Source organism: Klebsiella sp. GW_Kp182 (genome assembly GCF_040062275.1).
Classification (GTDB): Bacteria; Pseudomonadota; Gammaproteobacteria; order Enterobacterales; family Enterobacteriaceae; genus Klebsiella; species Klebsiella michiganensis.
On the sequence record NZ_JBEAFQ010000013.1, the window covers coordinates 52,379 to 71,060 of the forward strand.

Annotated in this window: 25 protein-coding genes, 1 pseudogene and 1 CRISPR repeat array; of the genes and pseudogenes, 25 read left to right on the forward strand and 1 reads right to left on the reverse strand. The window is 46.7% G+C overall.

Going from position 1 to position 18,682, the window contains the following annotated elements; translation table 11 throughout:
• Nucleotides 1-32: 32 nt before the first annotated feature.
• The 25 genes and pseudogenes from ABLU88_RS14215 (at nucleotide 33) to ABLU88_RS14335 (ending at nucleotide 17,056) form a co-directional block, all read left to right on the forward strand.
• A complete protein-coding gene (locus ABLU88_RS14215) occupies nucleotides 33-536 on the forward strand; it encodes a hypothetical protein (RefSeq protein ID WP_348836816.1) in 504 nt (167 codons plus the stop codon).
• Between the two features lie 24 nt (nucleotides 537-560).
• Nucleotides 561-1,082: a DUF262 domain-containing protein gene (locus ABLU88_RS14220; RefSeq protein ID WP_348836818.1), complete on the forward strand. Its 522-nt coding sequence runs from the start codon at nucleotides 561-563 to the stop codon at nucleotides 1,080-1,082.
• A complete protein-coding gene (locus tag ABLU88_RS14225; protein WP_348836820.1) occupies nucleotides 1,079-1,969 on the forward strand; it encodes a hypothetical protein in 891 nt (296 codons plus the stop codon). Before ABLU88_RS14220 ends, ABLU88_RS14225 begins: the two co-directional genes overlap by 4 nt.
• A 4-nt stretch (nucleotides 1,970-1,973) precedes the next feature.
• Nucleotides 1,974-2,168 carry a hypothetical protein gene (locus tag ABLU88_RS14230; protein WP_348836901.1) on the forward strand — a complete coding sequence of 65 codons (195 nt, stop codon included), beginning with the start codon at nucleotides 1,974-1,976 and terminating at the stop codon, nucleotides 2,166-2,168.
• A gap of 301 nt (nucleotides 2,169-2,469) precedes the next feature.
• Nucleotides 2,470-2,643, forward strand: a complete 174-nt coding sequence (locus tag ABLU88_RS14235) for a hypothetical protein (protein ID WP_157847298.1) — start codon at nucleotides 2,470-2,472, stop codon at nucleotides 2,641-2,643.
• Nucleotides 2,644-2,727: 84 nt separating this feature from the next.
• A complete protein-coding gene (locus ABLU88_RS14240; protein WP_348836822.1) occupies nucleotides 2,728-3,000 on the forward strand; it encodes a hypothetical protein in 273 nt (90 codons plus the stop codon).
• A gap of 63 nt (nucleotides 3,001-3,063) precedes the next feature.
• Nucleotides 3,064-3,225, forward strand: coding sequence for a hypothetical protein (locus ABLU88_RS14245; protein ID WP_194361234.1), 162 nt, complete (start codon nucleotides 3,064-3,066; stop codon nucleotides 3,223-3,225).
• A 55-nt stretch (nucleotides 3,226-3,280) separates the two neighbouring features.
• Complete coding sequence (locus ABLU88_RS14250) at nucleotides 3,281-3,568, forward strand: hypothetical protein (protein WP_046654917.1); 288 nt, start codon at nucleotides 3,281-3,283, stop codon at nucleotides 3,566-3,568.
• Nucleotides 3,569-4,022: 454 nt separating this feature from the next.
• Nucleotides 4,023-4,547: a hypothetical protein gene (locus ABLU88_RS14255; protein ID WP_348836824.1), complete on the forward strand. Its 525-nt coding sequence runs from the start codon at nucleotides 4,023-4,025 to the stop codon at nucleotides 4,545-4,547.
• A gap of 500 nt (nucleotides 4,548-5,047) precedes the next feature.
• A pseudogene (locus ABLU88_RS14260) lies at nucleotides 5,048-5,359 on the forward strand (dATP/dGTP pyrophosphohydrolase domain-containing protein); the annotation flags it as partial.
• Nucleotides 5,360-5,832: 473 nt separating this feature from the next.
• Complete coding sequence (locus ABLU88_RS14265; RefSeq protein WP_135711520.1) at nucleotides 5,833-6,282, forward strand: phage tail protein; 450 nt, start codon at nucleotides 5,833-5,835, stop codon at nucleotides 6,280-6,282.
• 69 nt (nucleotides 6,283-6,351) lie between these two features.
• Nucleotides 6,352-6,960, forward strand: coding sequence for a hypothetical protein (locus ABLU88_RS14270; RefSeq protein ID WP_348836826.1), 609 nt, complete (start codon nucleotides 6,352-6,354; stop codon nucleotides 6,958-6,960).
• A gap of 296 nt (nucleotides 6,961-7,256) precedes the next feature.
• Nucleotides 7,257-7,712 (forward strand): hypothetical protein, encoded by a 456-nt coding sequence (locus tag ABLU88_RS14275; RefSeq protein WP_348836828.1) that lies wholly within the window; start codon nucleotides 7,257-7,259, stop codon nucleotides 7,710-7,712.
• A 60-nt stretch (nucleotides 7,713-7,772) separates the two neighbouring features.
• Nucleotides 7,773-7,937 carry a hypothetical protein gene (locus tag ABLU88_RS14280; protein ID WP_348836830.1) on the forward strand — a complete coding sequence of 55 codons (165 nt, stop codon included), beginning with the start codon at nucleotides 7,773-7,775 and terminating at the stop codon, nucleotides 7,935-7,937.
• Between the two features lie 657 nt (nucleotides 7,938-8,594).
• Nucleotides 8,595-9,833: a hypothetical protein gene (locus ABLU88_RS14285; RefSeq protein WP_348836832.1), complete on the forward strand. Its 1,239-nt coding sequence runs from the start codon at nucleotides 8,595-8,597 to the stop codon at nucleotides 9,831-9,833.
• A gap of 104 nt (nucleotides 9,834-9,937) precedes the next feature.
• Entirely contained in the window at nucleotides 9,938-10,360 is a 423-nt protein-coding gene (locus ABLU88_RS14290) for a hypothetical protein (RefSeq protein WP_348836835.1), read from the forward strand.
• Complete coding sequence (locus ABLU88_RS14295) at nucleotides 10,353-10,535, forward strand: hypothetical protein (protein ID WP_348836837.1); 183 nt, start codon at nucleotides 10,353-10,355, stop codon at nucleotides 10,533-10,535. The genes ABLU88_RS14290 and ABLU88_RS14295 overlap by 8 nt, the downstream gene beginning before the upstream one ends.
• Nucleotides 10,528-10,947, forward strand: coding sequence for a hypothetical protein (locus ABLU88_RS14300; RefSeq protein ID WP_348836839.1), 420 nt, complete (start codon nucleotides 10,528-10,530; stop codon nucleotides 10,945-10,947). The genes ABLU88_RS14295 and ABLU88_RS14300 overlap by 8 nt, the downstream gene beginning before the upstream one ends.
• A 23-nt stretch (nucleotides 10,948-10,970) precedes the next feature.
• Nucleotides 10,971-11,381, forward strand: coding sequence for a hypothetical protein (locus tag ABLU88_RS14305; protein WP_348836841.1), 411 nt, complete (start codon nucleotides 10,971-10,973; stop codon nucleotides 11,379-11,381).
• 57 nt (nucleotides 11,382-11,438) lie between these two features.
• Entirely contained in the window at nucleotides 11,439-11,927 is a 489-nt protein-coding gene (locus ABLU88_RS14310; protein WP_154974978.1) for a hypothetical protein, read from the forward strand.
• Between the two features lie 204 nt (nucleotides 11,928-12,131).
• Nucleotides 12,132-12,866, forward strand: a complete 735-nt coding sequence (locus ABLU88_RS14315) for a hypothetical protein (protein WP_154974990.1) — start codon at nucleotides 12,132-12,134, stop codon at nucleotides 12,864-12,866.
• A gap of 2 nt (nucleotides 12,867-12,868) precedes the next feature.
• The gene (locus tag ABLU88_RS14320) at nucleotides 12,869-13,441 is read left to right on the forward strand and encodes a type I-E CRISPR-associated protein Cas6/Cse3/CasE (RefSeq protein ID WP_348836843.1); all 573 of its coding nucleotides are present in this window, start codon (nucleotides 12,869-12,871) and stop codon (nucleotides 13,439-13,441) included.
• The gene (locus ABLU88_RS14325) at nucleotides 13,438-15,318 is read left to right on the forward strand and encodes a helicase C-terminal domain-containing protein (protein ID WP_348836845.1); all 1,881 of its coding nucleotides are present in this window, start codon (nucleotides 13,438-13,440) and stop codon (nucleotides 15,316-15,318) included. Before ABLU88_RS14320 ends, ABLU88_RS14325 begins: the two co-directional genes overlap by 4 nt.
• On the forward strand, nucleotides 15,312-16,019 hold the full coding sequence (locus ABLU88_RS14330; RefSeq protein WP_348836846.1) for a hypothetical protein: 708 nt from the start codon (nucleotides 15,312-15,314) through the stop codon (nucleotides 16,017-16,019). The genes ABLU88_RS14325 and ABLU88_RS14330 overlap by 7 nt, the downstream gene beginning before the upstream one ends.
• Before the next feature lie 5 nt (nucleotides 16,020-16,024).
• Nucleotides 16,025-17,056, forward strand: a complete 1,032-nt coding sequence (locus ABLU88_RS14335; RefSeq protein ID WP_348836848.1) for a CRISPR-associated protein Csf2 — start codon at nucleotides 16,025-16,027, stop codon at nucleotides 17,054-17,056.
• Nucleotides 17,057-17,121: 65 nt separating this feature from the next.
• Nucleotides 17,122-17,942: direct repeats of the CRISPR family, unit length 29 nt; unit sequence GTGTATCCCCCGGATGCGGGGGTTATCGG.
• Nucleotides 17,943-18,254: 312 nt separating this feature from the next.
• On the opposite strand, the gene ABLU88_RS14340 is transcribed toward ABLU88_RS14335, so the two are convergent.
• Nucleotides 18,255-18,668: a hypothetical protein gene (locus ABLU88_RS14340; protein ID WP_348836849.1), complete on the reverse strand. Its 414-nt coding sequence runs from the start codon at nucleotides 18,666-18,668 to the stop codon at nucleotides 18,255-18,257.
• Nucleotides 18,669-18,682 lie beyond the last annotated feature (14 nt).

An 18,682-nucleotide genomic window follows, 5' to 3' on the forward strand; every position in this document is an offset into this window, starting at 1 on the left:
CTGGCACGCTCACCGTTTATCAGAGGTCAAGAATGAAAGACCATGAAATTCGAACACTGGTGAACAAGTTGCATGAGATTGCTATCCAGTTTCACGGCTCCCGGCAGTTAAGAGAGCAGATAGCCCATACAGTTAGCTCCGTAACTACCAGACTGGAGAACGAGCTAGGGACTAACGAACCAATGTTCTACGTGAAAGGTGATGCAGCAATCCGTTTGCTGAAAGGTGAAACTCGCTTTGCGACAATCACTACGGAACCAAAGCCAGGGGACGTATTACCCCTCTATATCAGACAGCAATCAGCGCAGACCGCAAGAGCGCCAAAAGGTAAAAGACTTCGTATCGCTGAAGACCGGTACGCTGCATATTTTCCGCAGGAAAGACCGCTTGACGGGGCGCAGCTCATCGCCTGGGATGAAAACGGGAACCTGTTAGGAATCGGTTTCGGCCGCTTTACGCGAGAATCTGGGATAGTGATAGTCGTTGGCGACCGAAAATACGATTCGAATCACGTCATACATTGGGATTGTCAGTAGACAGCCGTAAAAAGGAAGAAAAAAATGGCGAAAAAAAACAGAATACGTGAAGCTGAAATATTCCGTGCCCGTACGGGTGAGTACCCAATCGATATGTACATTCAGTGGATTAAAAGCGGAGCGCTAAATTTTGGTGCTGAATATCAGCGGGACTATGTCTGGGGCCATCAAGAACAACAAAGTTTTTTGCGGGTACTCATTTCAGGGTTTCCGGTTGGTAGTGTAGCGCTGGCAAAAGCGCCAGACTGGGGTGTTAGCGACGGCCCTTACATAGAGGTGGTCGACGGAAAACAGCGGCTCACAACGTTAAAAATGTTCATAAAGAATGAAATCCCCATCATTATTGATGGAAAAGAAATATTCTGGTTTGAGTTGAGCAGGAGTGAGCAACTGACTTTTGGCCGACCAACACTAAGCGCTGTAATTCTTGACGACGCGACTGAAAAAGACCGGCTCGCGTATTTCGTTGCGGTCAACTTTACCGGTGTACCTCAAAGCGAAGAACACCGCCAAAAAGTTCTGAAATTGCAGGAGCGTGCAGCATGACTGATATCACCAAACTGGCGCAGAGAGAGAAATTCGAAGCGTGGTGGGAGCGCGAGTATAAACATCTCGAATCCTCGAAATATACCGATGCTGTGCCGCATATCAAATACGGTTTCTGGATGGCATATCATGCCGGTGGCGCTGAGCAGGTAGAGGCGGTGGAGAAGGCGCAAGGGATGGAAACCTACTGGAAAACTCAATGCCGTGGGATAACAGACCACTGCGAGGAGTTGCAGGCGCGCATCGCCGAACTGGAGTCCCACACCGTGAAGCCGCCTGTTCACCCGACCGTAGCCAGTGAGAAGTTAGACGACGAAACGCTACAGGAACTAATCGAGTTTCGCCGTACTACGTTTGAGTACCACTCAAAAGAAGGGAATAAGGTACAGACAATCATCCACGGTGTAACGCTCGCGGCCCTGCGCGAACTCCAGGAACGCCGCAAGGCCAACAGCGAGCCGGTGGCGACGCTGGATGTGCAAAGCAGGCGGCCTGACGGCAATAAGTTCGCGCTGGTTTTCTCATCTGCGGCACACAAATTGCCTGATGATGTTTATTTTCTCTATTGCCACGCGCAGCCAGCGCCGGTAGTGCCGGAGGGCCTGAACCCTGAAACCACCGATTTGGTTTTGCGGTTCGCAAGTGCGCTGGCTGATAAGTTGTATAAGGCCGAGCAGAAGTATGGCCGCTCAACCGATTGGATGAAAGATGACTGGTATGACGACTGCCTGCAATCACTTTGGGAACACATCGAAAAAGGTGATCCGCGAGACGTAGCGGCTTACTGCGCTTTTATGTGGTATCACGGGTGGGTAACAACCGACTATGACCGGAATGTGCAGAACGCCTGCCGCGCCGCATGCTCGCACCCGCCCCGCAGGAGGTGAAATGATGCTCTCCATCGAAGAACTTGGCAAACGTGCAGCACTGCTAAAATGGAAGCGCCAGTTTGGGCCATTCGAAAAATGCCCTGAGTGTTACGGCCTTCTATCCGGTTGTATGTTATGCGGTGGTAACGGCAGGGTGATTCAGGAAGATATTGATGCCTGGAATAACCCCATTGCGAAGATGAGGCGGCAGATATGACCGCACATCACTCTTTTCGTTATATGAAGTGCTATATGCGGTGGGAAAGAGTTTAGCTCCTGTCAGCTCTCTATTCTCGTGACGTGTAGTGTATAGTTCACTTATCAAGTGGAGTAATAACAAGGCAAACGGTAGTACTGGTATGTTTTTAGTGCGCGTATGGTAGCACTAACGTCGCAATCAGGAAAAAGTTACTTTTATTACTAGTTTTGGTCAGCGCCTGTAGGTTGAAGATAACTCAATAATCTTAACCTTGAGCGAGAACTACAGATTGTACATAAATCTTAGAGGATATATAAAAATGAGCAATTTACTTGAAAAAGCTTTAATGGAACTTTCTGACGGCTCGCGAGAGAAAATGACAGATTTAGCTAGTATAGCTAAGCACATGACTCCTTGCCCCAACTGCCGTGTCTTACTTCCTCCTGATTCTACACAGCATGTTTGTGTTATGGAGGTTATTACTTTTGAGTAAATCCGGAAATATATAATTATTGATAATAATAATTTGGGGTTCCTTTTTTGGTTCTAAAGAGTATCAGTATCTCAAGGATTTTCGATGAAGCTTACTAACGCACAGATCTACACACTGCGGCGATTATCCGGCGGGAGTAAATATCAGCTCCGTGGTGACGGAAAAAAGGCGCGGGAATGCAGACCAGGATCAGGGATATTCACCGATGATATTTCTGCACCATCTATTCCTGTCCTGTTTCGTCTCGGGCTGGTGGACTATTTACATAAGGGGGGGAGAGAACACGCCTTGTTTTATGCGGTCACGCTTACCGACACGGGGAAACAAGCCGCTGCCACCATGAATATCAAGGATTGATATTCCACAATGAATTTGTAAGCAGTAAGGAAAAACAGAGAGTCTTGAATGTTTAGGTGGAAGATGAAAGTCACTGTAAAATCAATGAAAACATTACTTGCCAGCACCGGAAAAAAAATGAAGTTAACGGGCAGTAATAAAAACGGAGACCGCTTCTATGTTGTGACAGGGTGGAGCGGTGAATACACCATTCGGGGTATCGCCTGGCAACTGGGATTGGTGTGATCAGGACTGATGCACTATTGCCATCATTAACAACCATCAAACGGGAGAACTGTAAATGGACCAGGATGACGTTTTATCAAAAATATCCAGTGAAAATACGACAGCTCATGAGCTTTTAAGCGAAGCTATGCCAAACGCAGCCTCACGATTCTACCGGACAGCAAAAAACCTCTCCCGACTTCTGGACGAGGTCCGCGAGCACTTCCCGGATGCTTCGTATTATGCGGCGTCTGGAAGTTTATGCCTGCTGCTTGGGGAAAGTCATAATAAACATGACCAGCCGCAGCAGGAGTTACTAGCTCATGCGGCACCGGACCTAAGAGTGGAAGGCGGAGACTGGTAATATTTGCCGGTGAAGGCTGACTACCCTGTTGAGCATTATTTATCTTGAATTGATAATTTTAACAGGTACAAAAATCAGGAATCGAAAAAATTCTGAAACAGGTTGAATAAACAATCAACATTCAGGGAAAGGCTGTATATTCGTAAGAGCTGAATGTGCAGCATTACCCAATTTTGTTGACTTATGATGGTTTTTAATTAACACTTTTATCACCTCCAAGGTTTTCACAGCTTTTAATTATCATCCAGAAATTGCAATCTCTCCCCCCAATAAATCTCTTTCTTTTCTTTGACATTAAAAGTTGGGGCTTGAACAAGCGTAATAAAATAGTATTCTGGTAGTATAAACCACCTGCTTTGTATTTCACTTGCTAGTTAGGTGTTCTTTTTTCGGTTAAATACCACTTGGGGTTTTATAGGTTTTAGTCTGTGTGCATGCTCACCGGAGGCTTATTATGAAACAGAATTTAAATCACCTGAAACCGGGTCTCTATGCTGTCTGGTATTTCGATTGCTGGGATGTTGATGGTGATCTGTATCATACCCTCGCGACCCAGGACGCCAACCAACTCTGGCGTGAAGAGGGAACAGGCCTCGATATGTTGCGACACCAAGGCGATACACTTTTAAAAGCTTGGGCGCTGGATGATGCCTCAAATCTGCTGGCACAGAGCAACAATAACCTCCAGCTCACCCAGCAAAGTCTAAAACCGGGCCTCTATGCAATCCACTATTTCGACAACGGGGATCCTGGCAACGAACCGACGCATATCCTCGTGACACTGGATGATAATCAGAAATGGTACAACCATGAAAATGGACGGGAAATGTTTATGTCTGAAGGCGATATGGTGTTAAAAGCCTGGGCACTGGATGATGCCTCAAATCTGCTGGCTAAGACGGTTGCCCCCAGCCAGCTGGTGGACATCATTCAAAAAAATGAGATTCAACAACGCTTTCTAGCAGACCTGGATATTTAAGGCAAAACGATGCGATTAGCTTTAACCTTCGGCGTAGTGATCGAAAATAACTGGAGCACACTATGAGCCACGAAAGTAACAAAGCCCTACTCAATATAGAGACCCACACTCTTCCGGATGATTATCCCTTTTCAGTCGATGAACTGGACCGGATCATCGCTGGCGAAGTGGTTTCACCCCATCAGGCAGCAATAATGGCCCGAGAGTTAAAAAAACGACGTCAGGCCGAAACTTCTACGCCAGTTGAGGATGATTACCTGGCGAACATGCTCTGGTATGCGGAAGAATCGGTTTGTCACCCCGACCCAAATTATCAATGCGAGTTTGGCCGTCTGGCTGCGCCTGGTGTTATTGCCGCCGTTATCCGCGAACTCCTGCAGCATCGCGGGTTTGCGAAAAATAATAGGCCGGTGGTATACACATCCCGCACTGAGCTTCAGTGCGAAGATGGTTTTGGGGAAATCTGGCCTGAACCCATATTAGACGGTTCTGATATAGCGCTCTATCTCTATGCCTCTCCATCTCCTGAACGCGACCAGATCCGCCGTGACCACGCCGAGTGGTCTCAGGATACATTCGGCGATGTTGGCCCGACTGGCCCGCTGAAGCATCTCAGTCTCGAGGCGCTGGAAACCGCAGAAGCGCCCGGTAACTATGCTGAATGGGCTGATATGCAATTTTTAATCTGGGATGCCCAACGCCGCGCCGGTATCACTGACGAGCAGATTACCCGGGCGATGATCGAAAAGCTGAAAGTGAACAAATCCCGGAACTGGCCTGACCCTGAAGATGGAGAACCACGCTTTCATATTCACACACCGGCGGAATAGACTCCGTAAAAGCGAAGAGCATGCTGGACTATTTCCCTCCCTGCCAGTAAAAATATGGACCAATTAACCGCTAACATTTCAATCAAAAGAAAACTGTTTTCAGGATGGTTTTATCTGGCCGGTCTACATAATGCGTCAGAAATTATGAATTATACCGGCCGCTCCCCGGTGTGATTAATATTAATTGATTACGGTACTTGCGCTATCTGTTTTATTTAATATACTTATCGCGATGCGGATATTTAAAAAGAGGGAAAGGTATGAAACCTTATGGCTTGTCTTATTCTATAACTGGTTGCACCTGTGGATTATGTCGTTCCCGGGGATACCGTAAAAATAATGCCTACAGTAGTGTACTGCGTGCCGATAAACATCGCGCACGTCAGGCAGCAAAACGTGACATTAAAAACCTTATTCTTGAATCGTCAAAATCATTCATTAATTAAGGTTAAATCATGGTAACGGAAAAGGAGTTGATTGAATTTGACCTTCTCAGAAAGGTCGGCAGTCGCTGGAAATACCGTTATTCCATCGGCGCAAATTATCTCTTTGCCAGCAGTAAAGAAAGTGCTGTCGAACAAGCAACACAAGCATTCAGGAAAGCTCGGCCAGATGAGCTTTTAACCAGTGACGAACGGTATGAGAAAGCAAATCAGGAGGAAATCAGGTTGTCAGACGTTCGCTGGAAACACCTCAGCCTCGACGATTTGTACGCGCTCCTGAACCGGATGAATGGCGATAAGACAACGCTACAGGACGCATCCTCCCGCGAGTTCACAGGAAATGGTGGACGGCGTACGTCAGCTGCCGTGGCTGCTCAGGGAGCCCGTGATACGGCCATCATGTGCGGCTGTCTTGAACGTTACATTGTGTGGCGGCGGCAAAAGACACATTTCAGCGACTGATATTCCTGCAAAAGTAGCCGGTTTGTGGTAATTTCCGGTCAGTAACGCTCCGACACTACAGGACTGAAAATGGGAACTCTTTTTTACGATCTCCCTGTTACGGACGGTAAATCCGGATCGTGGACATTGGATACATTCACCATATCCCAGGAGAAAGCGCATGTGCTCTCTCTCAGGGCCGACGTAACAGGCAATCAGAATGAATACATTCCACCTGGTAAGTATCGTCGCCTCTCAAATAATGGCGAAGTCGTCATGTCCAATACACCGATGGAAATTAACACGTGCATGGAATTTATTGAGCGGGCAACGGGGCGTGTGCTTATCAACGGGCTTGGCCTGGGGATGGTTCTCCATGTCATTTTGCAAAAAAAGGAAGTGACCCACGTAACCGTTATTGAAAAAGAGCAAGACGTTATCAACCTTGTCGCTCCGGCCTTTACAGATGATAAGCGTGTGGACATTATCTGTGCAGATGCCATGACGTACCAACCACCCGCAGGGGTTACTTATGATGTATGCTGGCATGATATATGGACGTATTTTTCAGCGGAAAATCTTCAAGCGATGGAGAACCTTGAGAGAAAGTACCTTTTTCTTTGCAAGTGGCAGGCATCCTGGGGAATGCAGGAATGCTTGAATGCATTTATTAATTCCAGGCATCAATCTGACGCCTGAATGTATAAATGCATATTATGAGTGCCGCATAAACAGTGGCTTAAAATATAATGGCAAGCATGAGTGTTATTTTCCTGAAAAATAACCGGCTTGCTTTTCTTCCCAGTAACACTAAACCATTACTTATTTAAGTGGTGAGTTTTCAGGTTGCAATAAAATTAATTCCTTTCTGATTGCTTAGGGGTTGCTTTTTTGAGTGGGAAATGTATCCTGGTCCTGCCGTGTTTATTATTCATGATGTAGGATATCTACCTTTTTTCCACTGCTATTAATATTTTTTTTTGCCGGAGCTAAATATGAGCATTCAGGATTCTTTAGAAATTCTTCTTCGCTGGCTCGAAGATAATGTTGAAATGGAAAGCGATATTTTCTTTTGCGATAACGTAGACTCCGCTGCCATGATACCCGCCGTTCAGGCAGCTATCGCGTTAGCGGAAAATGCAAAACACGGCACCGCTAATGCCGATGAGCCAGTATCTGTCCTCGATAACGACAGTCAGACAACCAGTGGGATAGACGACCAGGGCAACAGCATTGATGGAGGCAAAGCATTACAGATAGCCGATCACGAGCGCAATTTAGTGGCGGTTACCCATGGACAGGTCATTAAAGACGCTCTGAACGCCACCTCTGACTTTCTGGATACGGATTGCGTCATGGACCGCCTCGGGATATCGTACGAGGACGCTGAGCTTCGTTCTTCCGGCGCGATGGAGTTGCATAATGCGCTTATCGAGTGGTCAAAAGATTGAGTTTGCAGTCAGCAAAAGTAACTTTTTAAAGATAGTAAAAAGATTGAAAGAGGCGGTCGAATGAAAATTAATGAACAATTACTAAGCGCACTGCTTGCGGCTCTTGAGTGGATTGATGCCGTTCCTACCGATACGGTTTTGCCCGCAATGCCAGGATTTGACCGCGATGAAGTAAACGAGTTGATCGCAAACGCTCGCAAAGAGCTGCAAACAGAGACGAACTAAACAGAGGCGCTGGTCTACACATAGCAGGACAAGAGACCTGAACCTGCTATGTATCCGGCAGCGTGGAACAGAACAGCACCTGAAAAGTAACTTTTTAAACCCCGAACATTTGTCCATCTGCGTACGCGGATCAACATGACGGGTTGTGCGTCTATGATTTGCACAATCAGATAAAAATAGTTTCTTCCTTCCCCCGCAAGCTTTGCCTCCTTTCCCGAACGCTGGTTTTATCAAAAAGTTACTTTTGAAAGCGTGAGCTCAGCACCTTAAAAAGGTACTTTTTTGTACTGAAAACCGTGTTCAAGCGTCATTATCACCCTCATAAAAGTAACTTTTGACGAACTATGCCAAAAAAAACAATGAAACATGCACCTCCTGCGCCCCCCTTATTTGTTCGTATCTCCTTAAAAATCCTCCAGAAATTATGAATTTTAGGAATCTACTGAAAAAATTTTCTTCACCTAAACACCAAAATCCGCTTCCTGGAGCCCTTGTCAGAAAGGAATCATGTGTAAAATTTTTGCCGTGAACAAAAAAAAGTAACTTTTTTCACGCCAAAGTGAAAATAGGGGCTTGATGGAGCGTTTTGAAAATGTATCCTGGGTCTAACAACGGCAATGACCGTTTAACCACATACAACAGGAAGAGGAAAATTCAATGACTACTGCAACTATGGCAACTCCAGCTAAAACCAAAATCGAAAATGTTTCTCTGCGTACCTTCTTAGAAAAAAATGGTATCGGTGGTCGTCTGGGCAATGGTCTTGTTATGGACCCAACGCATCTGAACATCATCCCTGGCTTTAACACCCGTACCGCAGGCCTGGGTGAGGCTTACTGGGAACTCCCGGAAGTTAAGGACCACCTGGCGCGTCTGGCGCAGCAATATGCCGATAGCCCTCTGGAAATGGCCCCTATGGTTGTCCAGGTTCGTGATGGCCAGGTTGTCATTCGTCAGGGACACTGCCGTCACCGTGCAATCCCGCTGGCTAATAAAATTCGCGAAGAACGAGGTGAGGGCCCGGTAGATAAAATTCGTGTTGACGAGTTCCGTGGCTCTGACAGTAAAGCAGAACTTTTTAACCTTAAAGGAAACGATCAATTGCCGGTTTCTATCGTTGCACAGGCAGAATCACTGTATCGCCTGCACAACGACAGTGAAGAGCCTATGAGCATTGAAGAGCTTGCCAAGGACCGTAAAATCTCCGTTACTCATGTTCGTAAATTGCTCAAAGTTCACACCGCGCCTGAAGCGTTAAAAGGTCTGATCGTAAAAGGTGTTGTCGCATATTACGCGGCGCTCGACGTGATGGAAAAATACCCTGATAACTGTGTTGCTATCATTCAGGAAGCGTTTGATAAGTTTGGTAAAGCCACTGACAAAACTATTGGTCAGGTCATTCTGGCTCAACGGACAGGCGAAAACGGCCCCACCGGTGAATCTGATGGCAACGTGACAACCATTACAACGACTGATGCAGGTGACGCATCTGATAACGCATCCGGCGCATCCGGTGGTGCGGTGGATGGTTCTGCGGGTAGCGTGGCTGGCGCGGCTGGTGGCTCGGAAGAAGGTGCAGAGAGTAACAATATCGAACCAACACCAACACCGGCACCGAAACGCGAACCTAAACCAAATATCAAAACTCAGCCGTCTGTATTCGATGTGCTGCCGAAAAAAATCTCTAAGGAGATTGTAGACAACTCCCTTGATGTTATTAACCGTATCGTTACTGAAGCGAAAGAAATTCCGTTTATGGAAGATGGTGCGGAAGTTCTCGCTAAAGCGCAGTATCAGCTGACTTTATCCTATGAAGAGTTTCTGCTGCTGACCGCGGCCAAAGACAGCTACGATAAACATCTGGAAAAAATCCAGAAAAAAACTACAGAACAGTAAGGTAATAATCCGTAACCGGGGAGATATCCCCGGCTAACATCCTGTTAAGTTCATTTCGAACACATTACCGGCTTGTTTTCAGACAAGCCAGGGACATACATAAAATGAAGTTTATTAAGCTTATTATTTTATTTGCTGTTGTGGCTTTGCTGGTTTATGGATTCAGCGGTTTATCAGGAAAAGATTCCGTCGCCTTTACATTTCTGAGCTTTGGTTTTTCAGCTGTTATAGCTGCATTTTTCTGGATAATGATTGTGTTGCTGGTGGCTATGTATTTGTTTGCTTCAAGTTCAATCAGTATTTATCCAAAAATGCTTTTCCTGGAAGGTACACTTTTTGGCTGGTGGTATTTTGTTTTCAATTTTCTTATACCAGACGGACAGTCTCTAACCTTGCTGGGCGTAAATATCTATAACCTTGGGAGTTATTTTATATACGGAACGACCGTGCTTATTGGTATCGGTATTTTGATGATGATGTTCCGGCGGTCAACTAATCATGTTGATAAGGTGAAAAAGCATGGCTGATTTCGCTTCAACAAAACAAAATTCATCGTTCGAGCTTTGGTTTGAACAACTCCAGATTTTTGCTGAACTGAATGGTGATGTCGCTGGAGAAAAGGCTGACTGGGTGCAGGCCTATGAAGCGGGAATGGCTGTTGATTCTGCGTACTATGAAGCCTTTGGTGACAGTGATGACTGACACGAACAATCAGGAAAGAAACGGTTCAAAATTTCTGTTTGGTGTGACTTCTACCGACCGCATTATTCAGACTGAACAAGGCGATGGATTCATTAATTCATGTATCGCAGCTCACGGGATTATCACCAAAATTATTTTGACGAGCTATCGTGCTGCTGGTGCTCTTACGGAGATGGTTCTCTTTAATGAGCGAGGTGCTACCTTCGTTATTACCATTGAGTCAGGGGTGTTTACACCTTCTGGATTAGTGCTAACAGATGAAGATATCCAGATAGCACACAAGCAGATCACATTATCCGACACAACAGACATATTAATCCTGGCAACGAGGATGGCTAGACGTGCAGGGCTTAAGCCTGTTTTTCCTGAACAATCGGAAATTTGTTCGATTTTAGAATTTACAGTCAATTGACGCACATTTATTAAGGTAAAAATATGAGTTCTGATGGTGTTGAATTGTCTTCTATATGGGAGGCGGGTTCCTGGTTTCCCGTTCGTGAGTTTGGCATTCTGTTATTAGTTATGCTGTTCCTGATGATTGTTTTTGGTATTTTTAGGAAAGATTTTTCCCATTTAAAACCACTGCTCACATTGTTTGTTTTGTTAATTTCTCTTGGCGGGACGATACTCTTTATGACCTTATTCTTTTCTGCCAAAAACAAAAATGAAGCTGAATGGCGAGACTGGGCAAAAGACCACTGTAAAATTGTTGCTAAAAAAGATGGGTCAACAACTACTGGTGTCGGTATATCCCTGAAAGGGCAGGCTGGCCTGTTTATTGGCGGAGAGCCAGGGCAGACCGGTTACAGTTGTGATGATGGCGTGACTTATTGGAAAAATTATTGACATGCATTTTAGCCGTGTTCTTTTTTAAATGAAATTAAAACTAATGAGGTATTTTCTATGGGGCTAGATAAAGCATTACCCGCCTTAGTAAAAGCAAATGTGGAGAATTACAGGGGCGCAATTTCCCTTTATCTAAAGCAAACAGAAGATAACGCACTAGTATTTATCATCGGCGAATCAGGTGCAGGTAAATCGTATCTGGCAAAACTCGAATTGCCGAATGCTTTTTATCCCACACCTGAGCAATTTGCTGAATGTGATCATATCTCCACGATGTTCACAGGATTTGACGTAGTCATTGATGACATTTTTCGGTTTGACTCAGACAAAGTCATCGAATGTATTCAGGCAGTGCATGCTTCAGGGCATAGGGTCATGGTCACAGCACAACCGGTCGACATTGAATTGTGCACGGGACTACTGTCGCGTTTACCTGTGGGGTATCGGACTATGTTTTCGCGACTGATGGGGCATAGCGATATGCAAGAGATGAAAGGCATAGACAACTCCATAGAACCACCGAAAGCAGGTCCCGCTCTGCACTAGAAAAGTAGCGGTCTGGTGGAGGCGGTCATCTTCAACCCTATCAAAGAATAAAAGGCCCTCTCAGCTATTTATCAGTCTGAGAGGGTAGCGGTTATGCAATTTTAATCTTGCCGCCATCGCAATGGTTGGCTTTTAGAGGGAATAATTTTGACTCATCCAGTCGATTTAGTCTTTCAGTCGCTTACACATATCGTGGAACCTTTCATGGGGGACTCAGTACATATCCCTCAAAAATGTTCATGTTGTCAGCGTGACCCGGACGAGTTTGATCATGCCGGTTTCCGGATGGTCAATGGTTATGGTGAAAACGTTGCTCATTGCCGTTCCTGTCAGACGTTTTTTGTCTCAGCGCCAGCACTTATGGGCGTCGAGAACCCCAGGAAACCCACCACCGGGCAGAAATTTGGTATGTGGTCAGGAGTAGGAGCAGTCATTAACTTGGAAGATAACAGCGCTGTTCTACTGGCTCCTCAGGGTGTGGTCAATAAGCTACCCACGCACTTTTTCGAAGCAGTCAACGTTGTTACTGCAACGAGCGGTCAGCATCTGGAATATCTCTTTAACACTAACCTGAAATTCCCGATCATTTATATCCAGAACTTCGGTGTCAAAACATACGAACTTATCCGGTCATTGCGGGTTAGTCTGAGCGGCGATGCTATTTTTACCTGTGCGGATCAGCTAATGACCAAGCAGAACGAAGTCCTTTTTACGCTCGATTTAAATAAAGCTAAAGAACTTCATCTGGAAATGCAGAACTATTCCAAAAAAGAAATAGATGCCTTTATTCGAACGGTAACCCAACTGGCGTTTTCACGGATAACGCCTGAGGCTGCATCTAATCAGTTTAAAAAAGACAACCTCATTCCTTTGTTGCAGTTGTTGCCGACTGATCCGCATCAGCGCCTTAGCATTTTGCGTCTTTTGAAAAAGGTATAACTATGATTTTCTACGACAATGCATTTCGTTTACGGATACCGCACACAAGTATTTATCGAATCCACCAACACCTGGATTTCTTCGTTCAGGAGCGGAAGGGGGAGAAGCTGCCATATTCTTTTAAAATTCTTCCTGGTTCCGCTAATGATGCACAGTTGCTTGTTCGCACTGCGTCACCTCTGGGCCTGCCCGGAGAGAAACCGCGTGAGCTTACCCTTTCCGAGGGGGATGGGATTTCGTTCATCACGTCAATGGCCATTTTCCATAAAAGCAATCAGAAAGAAGGTACTGGCCGACGTCAGTACGCACCTTCTGACGACAAAAAACATGATCTGGCCGTTAAAAAAATATTAAATGCCGGTTTCGAACCCGATCATATAGTCGTGGGGGGGGCTGAAATTGTTCACGTAGGGAAGGGCAATTCCGGTCGTGCCTTTACCCTACCTTTGTTCACGATCCGGGGGACGGTCGTTGTCAGCAACAAACAGGAAGCAGAGAAAGCGATCGTCTTTGGGATTGGTCCCAAACGGGTCTTTGGTTGCGGCTTCATGCACCTGACAGGGCTGGGTCAATGAACATGGATACAGCTTCTTGTTTCACAAGCGCCGGGCTTTCTTTACGTAAAGTCCAGCAGGACTTCATTGAGGCCGCTAGTCTGGGACTTAATGTCCAGAACAAGCTGGCGCTACTCAGCGCCGAAACAGGCGTGGGTAAAACGTTAGGGTATCTGGTTCCGGCCATGGAGATTCTGGTGAAAAACCCTGGGGCAAAATTTGTTATCGCGACCAGCTCCCATGCCCTGATGCACCAGATTTTCAGAAGCGATCGTCAACTTCTGGAACGTATGGCTGAAGAGGCCGGAATAAAAGTAACTTTTTCGCGCCTGATGGGGAAAGCCAGTTATATTTCGCCGGATAAAGTGCGGGAGCTCCTTCGCATGAGGGATACCTATGACCAGGAGAGCATTCAGCTTCTTGAAAAACTACGGGGCTGGTCGAAACCTCTGGTTGAGTTTGAGGAGGAATATGGTGAACTACCGACGCTGATTAAGCCGGACATGGTCACATTTTCTATCTGGGATGATATCCAGAATGTTAATGATATTCGTCGTGAAGCACTGAATGCAGACTTTATCGTTACAACTCACTCGATGGTGATGATTGATTGCCTTTGCAATCACGGCATCCTGGGAGACAAAGAAAATCTGTACCTGATCGTCGATGAAGCTGACATGTTTGTCGATATGCTCGATGTCTGGAAACAGCGCCGCTTTAATCTCCGTGAGCTGCTGAGTTCGTTCGGCGAAAATATCCCACGAACTGGCGTCGATATCATCAAAAAGCTGGAAAGCGATATTAACGACATCGCTGGTGGACTTCATTTCTGTAGTTCTCCCAAAGCCGTTGAACTCTTTGACCGGAGCTTCAAAGCTCTGGGGATGGTCGGGCGAAAAATCAAAGATGAATATACCCGGAAATCTTTCTTTGATTGCATCTACAGATGGGAAATGCTCGGGATGTCCGGGGGGCAAAAAGGGATCGGTGTCTCTAAAGCCCGCTATGAACCGGCCTTAATTGCTGTTAATCCGTTTATTGGTATGAACCTTGGCAGGTACTGTACCCAGTGGCACAGCGCATTACTAACGTCCGCTACGCTTGCGATTACTAACACACCAGAGAGTGGCATGGAGTGGTTGTGCAAAGCGCTGGCGCTCAATGACGATATGGTTTCAATCAAAAGAATTTTCGCTCCTGAAAGCTATGGCACTATGACTCTAACTATAGCCGGTGCAGCTTTCCCCAAAGTATTTAGCGATCCCAAAGAACAGGCGTTTTCCAGTAAATGGCTGGCTGCAGTCACTGACCAGTTATCACGTATGCCTGGCCCCGTTCTGGTGTTAACTGCCAGTCATTCAGAAACCCGTGCTATCGCCGGGCAACTGGGTGAGGTTTCGCAGCCGGTATATATCCATCTGGCGGGCCAACCGCTATCTGAAATAATCAAGCTCTACCAAAAGAAGCCTGGCATTCTGATTTCAGCTGGCGCATCTGTTGGCCTGAGTCCGAGAGGAGAACATGGTGAGCAGATTTTCCACAATCTACTCATCACCAGAATCCCTTTTTCGCCGCCGGACAGGATGAAGGTTGAAAGCCTTTACGGTTACCTGAAAGACCGTGGCTATGGACGCACCCTGGAATCCGTTCAACGGACTATTTACCTCGAAAATTTGCGGAAAGTTATCCGCAAAGGGAAACAATCTGTAGGACGGGGTATCCGTAGTGAAAACGATAGCGTCAGAATAATGATTCTTGACCCGCGCTTCCCGGAACCTGCAGACCTGTCGTCAAAGCACCGGTTCCTGGAGCATATCATTCCTGTTCGATTCCGCCGTGAATACCGTTCATGCGAAATTATATCTCCTGCGCATTGTGAAGAGGATATCCAGTGTTAAATCTCAAACCTTATCGGGTCATTATGGCATCTCTGACACCTGTGGTGATCAGCGGGATTGCCCCATCGTTAGACGGCATTCTCTATGAAGCACTCTCTCAGGCCATCCCCAGCAACGAGCCCGATACCGTACTGGCTCGGCTTAAGGGGATTCTCCTTTTCAACGATGAGCTTGGCGTATTTCACGCATCATCTCTACGTTTCGGTATTACGCCAGAGCAGGGGATTGGTGCGGCCAGCAGCGTGCGGTGTGATTACCTCGGATATGAGAAATTGAGCTCCACTATGTTTTCACCTCGCTCCCGTGGCGGCAAGTTCACTAAGGTAATCACGACCGGTGGCCCAACTAAGAGAAGGATGACAACCCGTCCTGCTTATTCCGCACCTTATTTAACTTTTGATTTTGTCGGCGACAGTGAGGCTGTAGAAATACTCCTTAACCACGCCCATGTTGGTGTTGGGTACGACTACTTCACTGCGGGTAACGGGGAATTTAATAACGTGATCATTATTCCTCTCGATAGCGACATGAGCATTTCAAACGAGGGAATGGTGACAAGACCCATCCCTGTTAATAAGGGGCTGAATGGGATTAGAGGTGTTTCTCCACTCGTTCCTCCCTATTTCATTGGTGAAAAAACCAACGTGGTTTATCCAGCACCAGTCCGAACCCAACTGATTTCTGCTTTAATGCGAGGCTAACTATTATGAGAACTTTAAACTTCAACGGTAAAATTTCGACTTTAGAACCAATGACCGTATCCTTAAAGAATGCAGTCACAGCTACTGGTCATCGTTTGCCTCGCAACGGTGGATTTAATTCCTCGCCGTATTTTCCCGGCACCAGCATTCGTGGCACCCTCCGCCATGCTGCGCATCTGGTCGTTGTTGATCGTGTGGGTCCCAATAGCGACGGTAAAGCTCCGTTCGACCTCGCTGAACATTTCATGCTTGCCCAGGGTGTGGATATTAATGGAGAGGCGGAAGCCTTTGCCACAGGCGAAATCAATGCCGGTTCTGAGCTGCGTAGAAAAAATCCTCTGCTTAGCCTTTTCGGTCGCTGGGGCCTGAGCGGGAAAGCTGGTATTGGTAATGCCATCCCTACAGGTGATAACCAATGGGCTATGTTTGGCGGTGGGGCTCGCTCCATTATGTTTGAACGAAACGAAAGCCTGATGGATTACCTTGAGACTGACCAGGTTAAACGTCTTGAACGGCTGTTGGAAGAACAGGCAGAAGCCAGTGTTGATATCTCCCAGATTAAATCTGAACAGGACACAATCAAAAAAGAGATGAAGTCTGCAGATAAAGACGTGAAGGCTGAGCTCCAGAGCAAATTGAGAGTTCTGGACGAAAAGATTCAGGCCAGGAAGGACGAGAAACAGGAATCCCGTGAGTCTATTCGACGCCCGATCGACCCGTACGAAGCATTCATTACCGGCGCAGAACTTAGCCATCGAATGACAATTAAAAATGCGACTGACGAAGAAGCTGGTCTTTTCATTTTAGCGCTAATCCGCTTTGCTGCCGAGCCTCGTTTTGGTGGGCATGCAAACCATAACTGTGGGCTGGTGGAGGCAAACTGGACAGTGACTACGTGGAAACCGGGCGAGCTGGTACCCGTTACTCTCGGGGAAATCAGCATCACACCTAATGGCGTAGACATTAAAGGGGATGAGCTGGCCGCGATGGTGAAGGCATTCAATGATAATCAATCGTTTGATTTCACTGCCTGCTAACTCAATAAATTGGTAGGTTTGTTTAGCTCATTTTAATTCCTTATAATCAATAGGTTGGATTTGGAGTGTATCCCCCGGATGCGGGGGTTATCGGCCGACTATAAACTCGTCCGCAATCCGGCGTTTGTGTATCCCCCGGATGCGGGGGTTATCGGGATGATTCCCGTGAGCCTGAAATAGAAAAGCCGTGTATCCCCCGGATGCGGGGGTTATCGGGGACATTTTTCACAATTTTGCCCAAAATTTTAGTGTATCCCCCGGATGCGGGGGTTATCGGCAGGCTGCTCTTCTCGGGCGAAGGGGACTAGGGTGTATCCCCCGGGTGCGGGGGTTATCGGGGGGCTATTATTGTCTGTCATATTGATAATCCGTGTATCCCCCGGATGCGGGGGTTATCGGGATCTAACCCAGCAAATTGCGCATTTCACTGAGTATATCCCCCGGATGCGGGGGTTATCGGCGTCTCCCCTGTGGCGAAAAATCTGCCAGGCTGTGTATCCCCCGGATGCGGGGGTTATCGGAGCATTTATCCAGCTCCAATTCGCTTTACCCTGTATGTCCCCCGAGCGCGGGGGTTATCGGGAGATTTTATGATCTGGTTGTGGACGTTTTTCGTGTATCCCCCGGATGCGGGGGTTATCGGTCTTCTGAAAACATACAGATTTCAGACTTCTTGTGTATCCCCCGGATGCGGGGGTTATCGGGCTCCCCCCGAAAAGCTCTGCAGGTTTATGCGGTGTATCCCCCGGATGTGGGGGTTATCGGGGTCAGGCCCGTCGGGCTGGATTTAACAACGAGTGTATCCCCGGATGCGGGGGTTATCGGGTTCCCTGCACTAAAACGCTGGTGGTCGCCAAGTGTATCCCCCGGATTCGGGGGTTATCGGAGCATTTATCCAGCTCCATTTCGCTTTACCCTGTATGTCCCCCGTAGGCGTGGGGGTTATCGACTCTGCAGGTTTATGCGCCGGGCGTGGCGCAGTGTATCCCACGGAGGCAGAGGTTATCAGCGATGCTGATTGGGCACGAGAAATGAACGTGAGAGCCTCCCCTTATACGGATGAGTTGTTTCTCCTGTTTTCATGTGAAGGCAGACCTATGTGTTGAGCTGTTTTCTGAAGGAAAGTTACTTTTCTGTCGTATAGACGGTTGCAAAAAATGCAACTCAATAACCTAATATCCTGGATAGCTCCACGGTATTATGCTTGGTGCCAAGGGGTTACATACGAGTTATCTGGTCGTTTTAATCTAAAGTTGATGTACGGGAATTCTCCCTGACGCTCCACTATCCATACTTCCTTGACCACTTCTTCGCGTCCTGAATTCGGCTTAACTATGAATGCTCTTACGGTATCATCTTCCGGATCGATAACAATGCATTCCGACCGAATGTCATCGTCAAATGAGGTTGGACAATCTTTATTCCCATATACTTCTGCGACACTTCCGTGATCGTTAATTTTCCAACCTGGAGAAATAACTAACGATGGTAATTTAAAAGCATCGTCTAAGAAAACATGTTTTATATGATTGTCAACCGAGTCTTTAACTTGATCGCATCCAGTAAGCAATAATCCTGACATTATTGATAGAATGATAAGTTTCATTTTCATGAGAGACGCTCCTC